This window comes from Streptomyces sp. NBC_00029, assembly GCF_045160505.1.
Taxonomy (GTDB): domain Bacteria; phylum Actinomycetota; class Actinomycetes; order Streptomycetales; family Streptomycetaceae; genus Streptomyces.
In genome coordinates this window covers 1,388,812-1,401,873 of record NZ_CP108292.1, presented here as the reverse complement: position 1 = coordinate 1,401,873, position 13,062 = coordinate 1,388,812, and the positions used below count along the sequence as shown (strand labels likewise).

12 protein-coding genes are annotated in these 13,062 nt (G+C 73.6%); 11 read left to right on the top strand and 1 reads right to left on the bottom strand.

Going from position 1 to position 13,062, the window contains the following annotated elements:
- Positions 1-12 precede the first annotated feature (12 nt).
- Both OG753_RS06960 and OG753_RS06955 read left to right on the top strand, forming a co-directional pair.
- Positions 13-864: an alpha/beta fold hydrolase gene (locus OG753_RS06960; protein WP_405787654.1), complete on the top strand. Its 852-nt coding sequence runs from the start codon at positions 13-15 to the stop codon at positions 862-864.
- Between the two features lie 134 nt (positions 865-998).
- On the top strand, positions 999-1,523 hold the full coding sequence (locus tag OG753_RS06955) for a hypothetical protein (RefSeq protein ID WP_405787652.1): 525 nt from the start codon (positions 999-1,001) through the stop codon (positions 1,521-1,523).
- Positions 1,524-1,628: 105 nt separating this feature from the next.
- Here OG753_RS06955 and OG753_RS06950 read toward each other — a convergent pair whose 3' ends face one another.
- On the bottom strand, positions 1,629-3,257 hold the full coding sequence (locus tag OG753_RS06950; RefSeq protein WP_327260912.1) for an acyl-CoA synthetase: 1,629 nt from the start codon (positions 3,255-3,257) through the stop codon (positions 1,629-1,631).
- A 199-nt stretch (positions 3,258-3,456) separates the two neighbouring features.
- Between OG753_RS06950 and OG753_RS06945 the strand changes: the two genes are divergently transcribed.
- The 9 genes from OG753_RS06945 (at position 3,457) to OG753_RS06905 (ending at position 13,031) form a co-directional block, all read left to right on the top strand.
- A complete protein-coding gene (locus tag OG753_RS06945) occupies positions 3,457-4,257 on the top strand; it encodes a crotonase/enoyl-CoA hydratase family protein (protein ID WP_405787650.1) in 801 nt (266 codons plus the stop codon).
- A 388-nt stretch (positions 4,258-4,645) separates the two neighbouring features.
- A complete protein-coding gene (locus OG753_RS06940) occupies positions 4,646-5,605 on the top strand; it encodes a Zn-ribbon domain-containing OB-fold protein (RefSeq protein WP_405787648.1) in 960 nt (319 codons plus the stop codon).
- On the top strand, positions 5,605-6,663 hold the full coding sequence (locus OG753_RS06935) for a thiolase domain-containing protein (protein ID WP_405787647.1): 1,059 nt from the start codon (positions 5,605-5,607) through the stop codon (positions 6,661-6,663). Before OG753_RS06940 ends, OG753_RS06935 begins: the two co-directional genes overlap by 1 nt.
- Positions 6,660-7,826 carry a thiolase domain-containing protein gene (locus tag OG753_RS06930; RefSeq protein ID WP_405787645.1) on the top strand — a complete coding sequence of 389 codons (1,167 nt, stop codon included), beginning with the start codon at positions 6,660-6,662 and terminating at the stop codon, positions 7,824-7,826. The genes OG753_RS06935 and OG753_RS06930 overlap by 4 nt, the downstream gene beginning before the upstream one ends.
- 145 nt (positions 7,827-7,971) lie before the next feature.
- Positions 7,972-8,199: a DUF397 domain-containing protein gene (locus OG753_RS06925; RefSeq protein WP_401280530.1), complete on the top strand. Its 228-nt coding sequence runs from the start codon at positions 7,972-7,974 to the stop codon at positions 8,197-8,199.
- 147 nt (positions 8,200-8,346) lie between these two features.
- A complete protein-coding gene (locus tag OG753_RS06920) occupies positions 8,347-8,805 on the top strand; it encodes a hypothetical protein (protein ID WP_327260906.1) in 459 nt (152 codons plus the stop codon).
- 28 nt (positions 8,806-8,833) lie between these two features.
- On the top strand, positions 8,834-9,559 hold the full coding sequence (locus tag OG753_RS06915; protein WP_405787643.1) for a hypothetical protein: 726 nt from the start codon (positions 8,834-8,836) through the stop codon (positions 9,557-9,559).
- Positions 9,560-9,652: 93 nt separating this feature from the next.
- Positions 9,653-10,060: an ACT domain-containing protein gene (locus OG753_RS06910; RefSeq protein ID WP_401683515.1), complete on the top strand. Its 408-nt coding sequence runs from the start codon at positions 9,653-9,655 to the stop codon at positions 10,058-10,060.
- A gap of 136 nt (positions 10,061-10,196) precedes the next feature.
- The gene (locus OG753_RS06905) at positions 10,197-13,031 is read left to right on the top strand and encodes an ATP-binding protein (RefSeq protein WP_405787641.1); all 2,835 of its coding nucleotides are present in this window, start codon (positions 10,197-10,199) and stop codon (positions 13,029-13,031) included.
- Positions 13,032-13,062 lie beyond the last annotated feature (31 nt).

The following is a 13,062-nucleotide window of genomic DNA, read 5'->3' as shown; positions in this document are numbered from 1 at the left end:
GTGATGGCCGGCATGCCTACCTTCATCACCTACGACGGAACCGAACTCGCCTACCACCTCCAGGGGGACGGTGAGCCACTGGTCTGCATCCCGGGTGGCGCCATGCGGGCCTCCACATATCTGGGAGACCTCGGCGGGCTGGCGGACGGACGCCTTCTGATCCTCCTCGATCTTCGCGGCACGGGCGACTCCGCGGTACCGGCCGACGAGTCGACGTACCGCGTCGACCATCAGGTCGGCGACGTGGAGGCGCTGCGGGCGCACCTGGGCCTGGAGCGCATGGACCTCCTCGCCCACTCCGCCGGCGGCAACCTCGCCCAGCTCTACGCGGCCGCGCACCCCGAGCGGCTGCGCCGGACCGTCCTGGTCACCCCGACCGCGTGGGCCGTGGACCTCCCGGTCGTCGCCGAGGACCGGTTGGAGGGCGCCCGGCTGCGGGCGGGCGGCGAGCCGTACGACACGGCCATCGCGGCCTACGAGCGGATCCTCGGGGACACCGCCCACGGCGAGGAGGACTGGGAGCTGGCCGCGCCGGTGTTCTACGGGAACTGGGACGCGACGGCCCGGGCGCACTGGGCGGCGAACGCGCGGCAGCAGAACGAGAAGGCCGCCGAGGTCTACGCGGGCCCCGGCGCCTTCGACCCGCCCGCCACCCGTGAGGCGCTCCGCCGGGTCGCGGGCGAGGTCCTGGTGCTGGCCGCGGAACTGGACGGCAACCCCCGCCCCGCCCTGGCGGCCCGGCTCGCCACGTTGTTCCCGCGGGGCTCGGTCGACGTCCAGCCCCGGGCCGGCCACTTCCCGTGGCTGGACGACGCGGCCTGGTTCGCGGCCCGCGTGGAGCGGTTCCTGGCGGCGGGAGCCTGACGATGCGAGGCGGCGGGGCCGGGGTTTGCGGCCCAGTCGGCAGTCGGCCGGTGGCCGCTGGTTGCTGATCCGTCAAGATCGCCGGGATGGCAGACTGGCCGGCTGCACCGCGAACCGGGAGGACGGACATCATCGTGCGACGAATACGGGCACGCGCAGCCCTGGGGGGCCTGGCCCTGGCGGCACTGACGGCGGCGACGGCGACGGCCTGCGCGCATCCGCTGCGTGACCTCGGCCCCCTGCCCCCGCGCTTCTCGGGCCCGCCGATGTCCGCCGACACGGCGGTGGGGGAGATGACGGCGGCACTGGCGGCCGAGGGCATCGTGATGAGGCGCGAACCCTCCAACCTCAACGGCATGTGTTCCGAACGGCTCTCGGGGCACCATGCGCAGGAGACGGTGGCGGCCGCCTTCAAGGCGGCCCTGGCGCGGGCCCGTTCCGAGCACGGCTGGCAGGACGACCCCAACATGGGCTGGGAGTCGCAGAACCTTCTCAGGAAGGGCAACTGGACGGTCGTGGCCGGCTTCTCGGGTGACTCCGGACCGGGTCCGCAGGCGCTGGTCCTCGTATCGCTGAACTGCGTGGACGCCGGCGAGGGGGCCACCACCGCCCCGGCGTCCCCCTCTCCTGCCCTCACACCCGCACCCGCTGCCTCCTGAGCGCGGATGCGGGGGACGCGACCCGCACGGCCCGTCGGCGGGAGCCCCACCGACGGGCCCGCGAACCTCGCCCGGTCAGCTCAGGTCAGCTCAGGTCAGCTCAGGTCAGGCCGTGTCCGCCTCCGTCGCCACCGCCTTCGCCCAGCGGTAGTCCGCCTTGCCGCTCGGGGAACGCTGGATGGCGGGCGCGATGACCAGCTGGCGCGGAATCTTGTAGCCCGCCAGCCGGGTGCGGCAGTGGCTCTGGATCTGGTCCAGGGACGGCGCCGGGGCGCCCTCCCGGACCTGCACCACCGCGGCGACATGACTGCCCCACGTCGGATCCGCGACCCCGGCCACCAGGGCGTCGTACACGTCGGGGTGGGACTTCAGCGCCTGCTCGACCTCCTCCGGATACACCTTCTCGCCGCCCGTGTTGATGCACTGCGAGCCGCGCCCCAGCACCGTGACGATGCCCTGTTCGTCGACGGTCGCCATGTCGCCGAGCAGCACCCAGCGTTCCGTCCCCTTCTGGAAGAAGGTCTCGGCGGTCTTCGCCGGGTCGTTGTAGTAGCCGAGAGGGACGTGCCCGCGCTGGGCGAGGCGTCCCGGCTCGCCCACCGCCACCGGCTCGTGCGTGACCGGGTCCACCACCTGCGTACGGTCGTTGACCTCCAGCCGGAAGCCCTTCTCCGGGCCGGAGTCGTCCGTCGCGCGGCCGTTGGAACCGGACTCGGACGACCCGAAGTTGTTCAGCAGCAGCACGTTCGGCACCAGCCGCTGGAACTCGGCACGTACCGTCTCCGACATGATCGCCCCGGACGAGGAGACGCTGAACAGCGACGACAGGTCCGTGCCCTTGAGCGGCCCGTTCAGGGCGTCGATCAGCGGCCTCAGCATCGCGTCGCCCACCAGCGACACGCTCGAGACCTTCTCCTTCTCGATCGTACGGAGCACTTCCTCGGGCGCGTACTTGCGGTGGATGACCACCCGCTGCCCGTAGTTGAAGGCGATGAACGACGTCAGCGTCGACGTGCCGTGCATCAGCGGGGGAGCCGGGAAGAAGGTGAGCCCGGCGCCGCGCGCCGCGACCCGCTCGGCCAGCTCCTCCGGCCGCTTCACCGGCTCGCCCGAGGGCTCGCCGCCGAACAGCCCGGCGAAGAAGAGGTCCTCGGCCCGCCACATCACGCCCTTGGGCATGCCCGTCGTGCCACCGGTGTAGATGATGAACAGGTCGTCGGGGCTGCGCGGCGGGAATCCTCGCCCCGGAGAGCCGGACGCCTCCGCGTCCGCGTACGGGACCGGCGCGATCGAGGGCTCCGGAGCGGCCTCGGGAGTCTCGCCGACCCGGATCAGGTGCCGGAGCCCCGGCGTCTGGGGGAGCGCGGCGGCGACCCGCTCGGTGAACTCGCCCTCGAACACGAGGGCGGCGAGATCGGCGTCGTTGTAGAGGTAGACCAGCTCCTCCTCCACGTAACGGTAGTTGACGTTCACCGGGACCAGCCGGGCCTTCAGGCAGGCCAGTACGGTCTGCAGGTACTCGATCCCGTTGTAGAGGTGGAGGCCCAGGTGCTCGCCGGCCGTCAGGCCGCTGTCGAGCAGGTGGTGCGCGATCCGGTTCGCCGCCTCGTCGAGCTCCGCGTACGTCAGGCGGCGTTCGGCGCCCGTCCCGGGGTGGTCCACGTACACGAGGGCCTCGCGGTCCGGGACCACGTCCACGACCGACTCGAACAGGTCGGCAAGGTTGTACTCCACCGTTCCTCCTGACCCCGAATGTTTCCCGATGTACCCGACGACTGGCCCCGTGGCCGGCCTGCTCCGGCGGTCATTAGAGCGCCGGAGAGGGCAACTGGGAAGGGCGCCGCCCAAGAAATCTGACTGGGTGTCAGAAAACTATTGAACTGCTCCCGCCCCTACTGCAACCTGTTCTAGGTCTTGAGACGGGAGGACGGCAATGGGTGGGACAGAACACCTGACCGTGGATCGGCACGGCGCCACGCTGGTGCTCACCATGAACAGGCCCGAGGCGAAGAACGCGCTCTCGCTGCCGCTGCTGGTGGGGCTGTACGACGGCTGGCTGGAGGCGGACGCCGACGACGGGATCCGCTCGGTGGTCCTGACGGGTGCGGGCGGGGACTTCTGCGCCGGAATGGACCTCAAGGCCCTGGCCGGCAAGGGGATGGCGGGCGACCGGTACCGGGACCGCCTCAAGGCCGACCCCGACCTGCACTGGAAGGCGATGCTGCGCCACCACCGGCCGCGCAAACCGGTGATCGCGGCGGTGGAGGGATACTGCGTGGCCGGCGGGACCGAGATTCTGCAGGGCACGGACATCCGGGTGGCGGCGCAGGGCGCGACCTTCGGGCTGTTCGAGGTCAAGCGCGGGCTCTTCCCGATCGGCGGCTCCACGGTGCGGCTGCCACGGCAGATCCCGCGTACGCACGCCCTGGAGATGCTGCTGACCGGACGCGCCTACTCCGCGGCGGAGGCCGAGCGGATCGGGCTGGTCGGGCGGGTCGTGCCGGACGGCACGGCGCTGGCGGCGGCGCTGGAGATCGCGGAACGGATCAACGAGTGCGGGCCGTTGGCGGTGGAGGCGGTCAAGGCGTCGGTCTACGAGACCGCCGAGCTGACGGAGCGGGAGGGGCTGGCGTCGGAACTCCTGCGGGGGTGGCCGATCTTCGACACGGCCGACGCGAAGGAGGGGGCGCGGGCCTTCGCGGAGAAGCGGCCCGCGGTGTATCGGCGCGAGTAGGCGGGGCCGGGCCGGGTGCCGTGCCGGTGCCGGTGCCCGTGGCCGCGCCCGAGTCCGGGTGCGGGCCGGTCGCCGGGGGCGCTGCCCCCGGACCCCCGCGCCTCAAACGCCGGCGGGGCTGGAAGCGGCGCCTCGAACGCCGAGCCGGGCTGAGAAGCGGCGCCTCGAACGCCGGCGGGGCTGGAAGCGGCGCCTCGAACGCCGAGCCGGGCTGAGAGGCGGCGCCTCGAACGCCGGCGGGGCTGGAAGCGGCGCCCCGAACGCCGCGCCGGGCTGAGAAGCGGAGCCCCGAACGTCGGCCGGGCTGGAAGCAGCGCCGGTGGGGCCCGGGAGGGCTTGTGCTCGTTCCCACCGTCCGTACACGAATCGATCGCATCGGAGAACCGTCATGACAGCTGCCTCCCCACCGGAGATCCTCCGCGCACCCCTCATCGTCGAGTTCCCCTTCACCCGCTCCCTCGGGCCCGTCCAGAGCGCCTTCCTCAGCGGCCTGCGCGAGCGCACCGTCCTCGGTGTGAAGACCTCCGACGGCAGGGTGATGGTCCCGCCCGTCGAGTACGACCCCGTCACCGCCGAGGAGATCCGCGACCTCGTCGAGGTCGCCGCCACCGGGACCGTCACCACCTGGGCGTGGAACGACCGGCCCCGCTCCCAGCAGCCCCTGGACACCCCCTTCGCCTGGGTACTGGTCAAGCTCGACGGCGCCGACACCGCCCTCCTGCACGTCCTCGACGCTCCCGGCCCCGACGCCGTCCGCACCGGGATGCGCGTGCGGGTCCGCTGGGCCGCCGAACGCACCGGCGCCATCACCGACATCGCCTGCTTCGAACCGTACGAGGGCCCCGCGGGCGGGGCAGCGCTCCCGCACGACGGGGACTTCACCGACGCCGTCACCGGCATCGTCGCCGAGGCCCGCCTCGACTACGTCTACAGCCCCGGCCGCGCCCAGACGGCGTACATCAACGCCCTCTCCGACCGGCGGACCGTCGGCGAGCGCTGCCCCTCCTGCCACAAGGTGTACGTCCCGCCGCGCGGCGCCTGCCCCACCTGCGGGGTGGCCACCACCGACCGGGTCGAGGTCGGCCCCGCGGGCACGGTCACGACGTACTGCATCGTCAACATCAAGGCCCGCAACCTCGACATCGAAGTCCCCTACGTCTACGCCCACATCGCCCTCGACGGCGCCGGCCTCGCCCTCCACGGCCGGATCGGCGGCATCCCCTACGACCAGGTCCGCATGGGCCTGCGCGTCGAGCCCGTATGGACCGAGGGCGGCCGCTACCCCGACCACTACCGCCCCACCGGCGAACCGGACGCGGACTACGACGCGTACAAGGAGCTCATCTGATGGCCCGATACGCCCGCGAGGTCGCGGTGGTCGCCTTCGCACAGAGCGACCACCTGCGCCGCACCGACGAGCTCAGCGAAGTCGAGATGGTCATGCCGGTCCTCCACCAGGTGCTGGCCGCCACCGGCCTGAAGGCCGGCGAGATCGGCTTCACCTGCTCCGGCTCCAGCGACTACCTGGCCGGCCGGGCCTTCTCCTTCACCATGACCCTCGACGGGGTCGGAGCCTGGCCGCCGATCTCCGAGTCGCACGTCGAGATGGACGGCGCCTGGGCCCTCTACGAGGCCTGGGTCAAGATCCAGACCGGCGAGGCCGACACCGCGCTCGTCTACTCGTACGGGAAGTCCTCGCCGGGGACGGTGCGCGACGTGCTGACCCGCCAGCTCGACCCGTACTACGTCGCCCCGCTCTGGCCCGACTCGGTGGCCCTCGCCGCCCTCCAGGCCCGGGCCCTGATCGACGCCGGCGAGACCGACGAGAGCGCCCTGGCCGCGATCGGGGCGCGCAGCCGGGCGGACGCCGGGGCCAACCCGCACGCCCAGCTCCGCGGTTCTGTCCCGCAGGGCGACTACCAGGTCCGGCCGCTGCGCACCGGGGACTGCCCGCCCGTGGGCGACGGCGTGGCCGCCGTCGTGCTCGCCGCCGGCGACCTCGCGCGGCAGCTGTGCGAACGCCCCGCCTGGATCACCGGCATCGACCACCGCATCGAGGCCCACAGCCTGGGCCTGCGCGACCTCACCGACTCCCCGTCCACCCGGATCGCCGCCGAGCACGCGGGCGTCTTCGAGGCCCCGGTGGACACGGCCGAACTGCACGCGCCGTTCTCCTCCCAGGAGGTCGTGCTCCGCAAGGCGCTCGGGCTCGCCGACGACGTGGCCGTCAACCCCTCCGGCGGAGCGCTCGCCGCCAATCCGATGATGGCCGCCGGCCTCATCCGCATCGGCGAGGCGGCCGCCCGCATCCACCGCGGCGAGTCGCACCGCGCCGTCGCCCACGCCACCTCCGGCCCCTGCCTCCAGCAGAACCTGGTCGCCGTCCTGGAAGGGGACCGAGCATGAGCAAGGAGCCCGTGGCCGTCGTCGGGATCGGCCAGACCAAGCACGTGGCGGCCCGCCACGACGTCTCCATCGCCGGACTCGTCCGCGAGGCGGCGGCGCGCGCCCTCGCGGACGCCGAACTGACCTGGGCGGACATCGACGCGGTCGTCATCGGCAAGGCCCCCGACTTCTTCGAGGGGGTGATGATGCCCGAGCTCTACCTGGCGGACGCCCTCGGCGCCGTCGGCAAACCGATGCTGCGCGTGCACACCGCCGGTTCCGTCGGCGGGTCCACCGCCCTGGTCGCCTCGAACCTGGTGGCGGCCCGCGTCCACCGCACCGTCCTGACCCTCGCCTTCGAGAAACAGTCCGAATCCAACGCCATGTGGGGCCTCTCGCTCCCCGTGCCCTTCCAGCAGCCGCTGCTCGCCGGCGCCGGCGGGTTCTTCGCCCCGCACGTGCGCGCTTACATGCGGCGCACCGGCGCGCCGGACACGGTGGGCTCGCTGGTGGCCTACAAGGACCGGCGCAACGCGCTGAAGAACCCGTACGCGCACCTGCACGAGCACGACATCACCCTGGAGAAGGTCCAGGCCTCGCCGATGCTGTGGGACCCGATCCGCTACTCGGAGACCTGCCCCTCCTCGGACGGCGCCTGCGCGATGATCCTCACCGACCGGGCGGGTGCGAGCCGTTCGCCGAAGCCGGCCGCCTGGGTGCACGGCGGAGCGATGCGCAGCGAGCCCACCCTCTTCGCGGGGAAGGACTTCGTCTCGCCGCAGGCGGGCAAGGACTGCGCGGCCGACGTGTACCGCCAGGCCGGGATCACCGACCCGCGCCGGGAGATCGACGCGGTCGAGATGTACGTGCCGTTCTCCTGGTACGAGCCGATGTGGCTGGAGAACCTCGGCTTCGCGGCGGAGGGCGAGGGCTGGAAGCTCACCGAGGCCGGCGTCACCGAACTCGACGGGGACCTTCCGGTCAATCCTTCGGGCGGGGTGCTGTCCACCAACCCGATCGGGGCCTCCGGCATGATCCGCTTCGCGGAGGCGGCCCTCCAGGTCCGCGGCCAGGCCGGCGAACATCAAGTTCCGGGCGCCCGCCGGGCGCTGGGGCACGCGTACGGCGGCGGCGCGCAGTTCTTCGCGATGTGGCTGGTGGGGGCACAGGAGCCGACCTCCTGAACACGGGCCCGGCCGACGACGGAGGGGCCGGCCGGGGTGCCGGACAGGCCACGGGTGACTCACCGTGGCCTGTCCGGCACCCGCCGCGGTGGTTAACCTTGCCCCCGGACGACGTACCGGGAGGAGCACGCACGTGGCCGAGAGCATGACTTCACAGCCCCTCGCTGGCTGGGGGAAGCCGGACCTCGATCTCACCGAGGCCGAGTGGCGGTCGAGCAGCCGGGGAGTGGGCGACGTCCAGATCGCCTTCGTCGAGGGCTTCATCGCGATGCGCAACAGCGAGCGACCCGAGAGCCCTTCACTGATTTTCTCGCCGGACGAGTGGCACAAGTTCGTGCTGAACGCCCGGGGCGGTGAGTTCGACCTGACCTGACCGGGGGAGTACGTACGCGGCGTACCACCGGGCGCGGAGCCGCCGGCCCGGTGGCCGCCGGATCCCCACCGGCCGCCGAATCCCCCTTGCGCAGGCCCGGGGCGCCCGGCAGGGTGGGGCTCATGATGTCCACCCGCCGAAAGGGCGATGCCGCGTAGACGGCCGGGCGCGCTGCGCGCCGCACGAGGAACCCACGCCGGCCGGCGGTCACCCGCCTGGGCGCGTGAACTGCCGTGCCTGGACCGGCTGTCACCGGCCGCGAGCGCCGAGGCCCACTGGACGGCCGGCTCCCGCCTCCACCCGCTCGGCGACCTCCTGCACCGCTATCGCGTCTTCCTGCGGAGCCCCGGCTCGCGACTGCGGCTGACCTACGCCGTCTGCCCGGCCCCGTCCTGCGCGATCGACGACGTCGCCGCGGTCCGGGACGAACTGGCCGACGCGTACCGGGCCCTGCCGCCCGGAGCCCGGCGCGCGCTGGGCGGCGTACTGCGGTTCCTGGACGCGGAGTTCCGCAGGCGAACGGTCTTCGACCGGGACGCACCCGCCACGGACCGGTCGGGGAGTCCACGCCCGTGGTGGCACCGGCGGCTCTACGAGGAAGGGTGAGCGGAGAGCGAGGGGAGAGACGAGGGAGATGAGGGAGATGAGCGCGGAGGAGCGGAGGGGCCAGCTGCTGGAGCTGCGGATCGTGGTGCCGGCGGGCGGATGGGTGCAGGTCCGGCCCGTGATCGACGGGCTCGACCTCCTGGCGGACCTGTGGCCGGCGTGGGCGGGCGAGGACCCGTGGGTCGTTCTCGGGCCGGGAGGCGTCGCGGCTGCCGAGGGCGGGCCGCACGAGGTACGGCTGGCGCGGATCTCCTGCACCGAGATGTGCTGCGGGGCGTTGTACGTGACGGTGCGGCGGGAGGGCGGCGAGGTGATCTGGGACGGCTGGCGCAATCCGGCCGGCGGTCGGGCGGACCTGCCCGCGTTCAGGTTCGACGCCGCACGGTACGCGGCCGAGGTCCGCAGGGCGGCTGACGACCGCGCCTGGGAATGGCCCGCCCGGACGGTGGCGGGCTTGCTGGCGGAGCGGCTCCGGGAGGACCGGTCCTGGTCACGGCGGTGGGAGTGCGAGCTCGACGCGGTCTGGACCGGCCCGTCCGAACGGAACCGGCTGGAGCTGGTGCTCATCCACCCCGAGCGGGCGGCGCAGGAGGACGGCCGGCCGTGGCTGCAGCTCGGAGTGCCCCTGGCGGTCGGCGACGGGAACCCGGCGGCGGAGGCGGACCGCCTCGTGGCGCTCATCGCGTCCACTGACCGGCAGGAGCTCGCCGAGGTGTGGGGCCGCTCCGCGCACTACGTTGAGGAGTACCCGTGAGCCGCAGACCCGCACGCACGCACCCGGGCACGGCACCCGACCCGCTTCCCGATGAACCGCGCACGGGCCCGGGCGATCGGTAGGGTCGGCCGTATGAGCGGAGAGCGGGACCTGCGGACACTGCTGAGCGGCATGAGGCCCGAGCTGCACGAGGGGACGTACGTCTTCTGCACCGTCGACGCCGCCACCGTCCCCGCCGGAACCGCCCCCGTCGCCACCGTCCTCGAACCCGAGGGACTCACCCTCGTGCTGCGCCAGGAGGACGCCGACGCGGCCGGCCTCGCCTACGACTACACGGCCGGCTGGATCACCCTGCGGATCCACTCCGCGCTCGACGCCGTCGGACTCACCGCGGCCTTCGCCGCAGAACTCGGCGCACACGGTCTGAGCTGCAACGTCATCGCCGGCTACCACCACGACCACCTCTTCGTGGCCGCCGACCGGGCCGCCGAGGCCGTGGCCGTCCTGGAGGGCCTCGCCGCCCGCTCGGCACAGGGCTGATACTCCCCGGAAAAGAAGATCGGATTCTTTTCCGCAGTGGCATCCCTTGCGCTGCGCGCCGGGCGTACGCTGAACCCCCGAACAGGCCTGGGGGGTACCAGCCATGACGGACCGCCGGACCCGCACACGGCGCACAATGGTCGAACGCGATGCCGAACTCGCGATCGTCGAAGAAGCCCTGGACCAGCTCACCGGTCCCGGGCCGGACGCGGGCGGCGCGCTGCTCGCCTTCTCCGGACCCGCAGGACTCGGCAAGACCACCCTGCTCGCCGAACTGCGCCGCCGCGCCCACGCCCGCAACTGCACCGTCCTCGCCGCCCGCGGCGGCGAACAGGAGCAGAGCCAGCCCTTCCACGTCGCCCGCCAGCTCATCCAGCCCCAGCTGGCCGGTACCTCCGAGCAGGAGCTGCGCGCCGCCCTCGGGAGCTGGTACTCCATCGTCGGCCCGGCCCTCGGGCTCTGCGCCCCCGAGCAGGGAGTCCCGCCCGACCCGCAGGGCCTGCGCGACGGCCTCGACTGGGTCCTCACCCACCTCGTCGTCAAGCGCGCCCCCGTCACCCTCGTCCTCGACGACGCCCACTGGGCCGACCCCGAGTCCCTCGGCTGGCTCGCCGCCTTCGCCCCGCGCGCCGAGCACCTCCCGCTGCTCCTCGTCGTCGCCTACCGCCCCGACGAACTGCCCGAGCACGCCGACGCCTTCCGTACGCTGCCGGGCCGCGCGGGACAGCGCCCGCTGCCGCTGGCCCCGCTCACCCCGGCCGCCGTCGCCACCCTGGTCCGCGAGTCCGTCGGCGCACACGCCGACGACGCCTTCTGCCAGGAGGCCTGGGCCGTCACCACCGGCAACCCCTTCGAAGCCGTCGAACTCACCGCCAAGGTCCGCGGCAAGGGCCTCACCCCGGTCGAGGCGAACGCCCCGCAGCTGCGCGACCTCGCCGCCGCCCAGCGCGGCAGCGGCCTCGTGGCCCGCCTCGAGCGCCTCGGCCCCTCCACCGTCCGCTTCGCCTGGGCCTGCGCCGTCCTCGGCACCGCCATCCCGCAGGACCTCGCTGCCCGGGTCGCCGCCCTCGGGGCCGAGGAGGCCGTGGACGCCACCCGCCGCCTGCGCGACGCCCGCATCCTCTCCGCGGCCGCCGCCGAGGAACCCGACGCCGAGGCCGGTCTGGAATTCGTCCACCCCCTCATCGCCACCGCCATCTACCGCGCCATCCCCGACGCACTCCGCGTCGCCCTGCACGGCAAGGCCGCGGCAGCCGTCGTCGACGCCGGACTCGGCTCCTCCGCGGCCGCCCGCCACCTGCTGGAGACCCACCCCGAGAGCGACCCCTGGGTGGTACGCACCCTGCGCGAGGCCGCCGGCGAGAACCTGCGGGCCGGCGCCCCCGAGGCCGCCCGCCGCCAGCTCGCCCGCGCCCTGCTGGAGCCCCCGGACTTCGACGAACGCGCCGCCGTCCTCTACGAACTGGGCTGCGCCTCCCTGCTCACCGAGCCCGCCAACACCGTCAACCACCTGCGGGCCGCCCTCGCCGAGCCCTCCGACGACCCGGCCCTGCGCCAGGGCATCGTGATCCGGCTCGCCCAGGTCCTCGCGCACAGCGACCGCCTCGCCGAGGCCTCGGAATCGCTCGCGCGGGAGATCCCGTACACCCAGGACGTGCGCGCCCGGCTGCGCCTGCAGTCCGAGCAGTTCATGTGGGACGCCTTCAACGCCGCCGAGACCGACTCCCCGGCCCGCTCCCGGCGGCTCACCCGCCTCGCCGACCGGCTGACCGGCCGCGACCTCACCGAGCGGTACATCATCGGGCTGCGCGCCTGGGACGCCTGCCTGCGCGGAGAGCCCGTGGACGTGGTGCTGCACCACGCCGGACGGGTACTGGAGCAGCCCTTCAGCTGGGCCCACGAGGACCGCGGCTTCGAGGTCCCGGTGCTGGCGGCGATGGTCCACATGTACGCCGACCGGCCCGGACGCGCCGAGGAGCTGTTCGAGACCGGCACCGCCGAGTTCGAGCGGCACGGCTGGCGCGGGGCGCACCTCTCCTTCGCCTACAGCCTGCGCGCCTACGTCCGCTACCGGCGCGGGCGGCTCGTGGAGGCCGAGGAACTGGCACGGGCCGGGCTCCGGCTCGCCGAACGGGTGGGCCGGCGCACCCCCGTGCACTGGTACGCCATAGCGATCCTCCTGACGACCCTGCTCGCGCGCGGCCGGCCCGAGGAGGCCTGGGAGCTGGCACAGGAGCACGAGTACGGCAGCCCCTTCCCGGCGGCCGTGGTCTTCCCCGACTCGCAGACCGTGTACGCCGAACTGCTCCTGTCCCGGGGGCAGGTGCGGACCGCGATCGCCGAACTGGAGGCGGTCGACCGGCGGCTGACCCCGCGCCGCATCCAGAATCCGGCCTGGTGCCCGTGGCAGCTCCACCTGGCCCGGGCGGTGGCCGCCGACGATCCGCAGCGGGCCCGCGCCCTGGCCGACGACGCCGTCCGGCGGGCCCGCGCCTTCGGCGCCGCCTCGGGCATCGGCCAGGCCCTGCGGGTGGCGGCGCAGGTCGCGGAACCGGCGGACCGGGCCGCTCTCCTGCGGGAAGCGGTCACCCTGCTGTCCGCCTCCCCGGCGGGCTACGAACTGGCCTGCGCCCTGGCCGCGCTCGGGAGCGAGCTGCGCGACACCGGCCTGCTGATGCAGGCCGTGGTGACGGCGCAGGAGTGCGGCGCCGACGGGCTGGCCGCGGAGACGGCCGAGACCCTGCTGGGCATGGGAGGCGCACTGCCGTGCGGGCCCGCCCGGCAGGACGGGCTCACCGAGGAGGAGATCCGGGCCGCGGACCTCGCCGTGCGGACCGAGAAGGAGCCCGTCCCGGAGACGGTGGTGCTGCCCGCGCCGGACTGGGCACTGTCGGCGGCCTGCCGCAAGCTGGGCACCGACCGGCCCGGGCTCAGGGACGCACTGGAGGCGTTCGCCCGTAGCTCAAAGTGATCGGAGCCCCGGCCCGGTGGGCAGGGTCGAT

Excerpts from the sequence above, each read along its gene's own strand:
- OG753_RS06920 (WP_327260906.1), top strand. The coding sequence starts at position 8,347 with ATGCCGCGTAGACGGCCGGGCGCGCTGCGCGCCGCACGAGGAACCCAC.
- OG753_RS06930 (WP_405787645.1), top strand. The coding sequence starts at position 6,660 with ATGAGCAAGGAGCCCGTGGCCGTCGTCGGGATCGGCCAGACCAAGCAC.
- OG753_RS06925 (WP_401280530.1), top strand. The coding sequence starts at position 7,972 with ATGACTTCACAGCCCCTCGCTGGCTGGGGGAAGCCGGACCTCGATCTC.
- OG753_RS06910 (WP_401683515.1), top strand. The coding sequence starts at position 9,653 with ATGAGCGGAGAGCGGGACCTGCGGACACTGCTGAGCGGCATGAGGCCC.
- OG753_RS06945 (WP_405787650.1), top strand. The coding sequence starts at position 3,457 with ATGGGTGGGACAGAACACCTGACCGTGGATCGGCACGGCGCCACGCTG.
- OG753_RS06915 (WP_405787643.1), top strand. The coding sequence starts at position 8,834 with ATGAGGGAGATGAGCGCGGAGGAGCGGAGGGGCCAGCTGCTGGAGCTG.
- OG753_RS06905 (WP_405787641.1), top strand. The coding sequence starts at position 10,197 with ATGGTCGAACGCGATGCCGAACTCGCGATCGTCGAAGAAGCCCTGGAC.
- OG753_RS06940 (WP_405787648.1), top strand. The coding sequence starts at position 4,646 with ATGACAGCTGCCTCCCCACCGGAGATCCTCCGCGCACCCCTCATCGTC.
- OG753_RS06960 (WP_405787654.1), top strand. The coding sequence starts at position 13 with ATGCCTACCTTCATCACCTACGACGGAACCGAACTCGCCTACCACCTC.
- OG753_RS06935 (WP_405787647.1), top strand. The coding sequence starts at position 5,605 with ATGGCCCGATACGCCCGCGAGGTCGCGGTGGTCGCCTTCGCACAGAGC.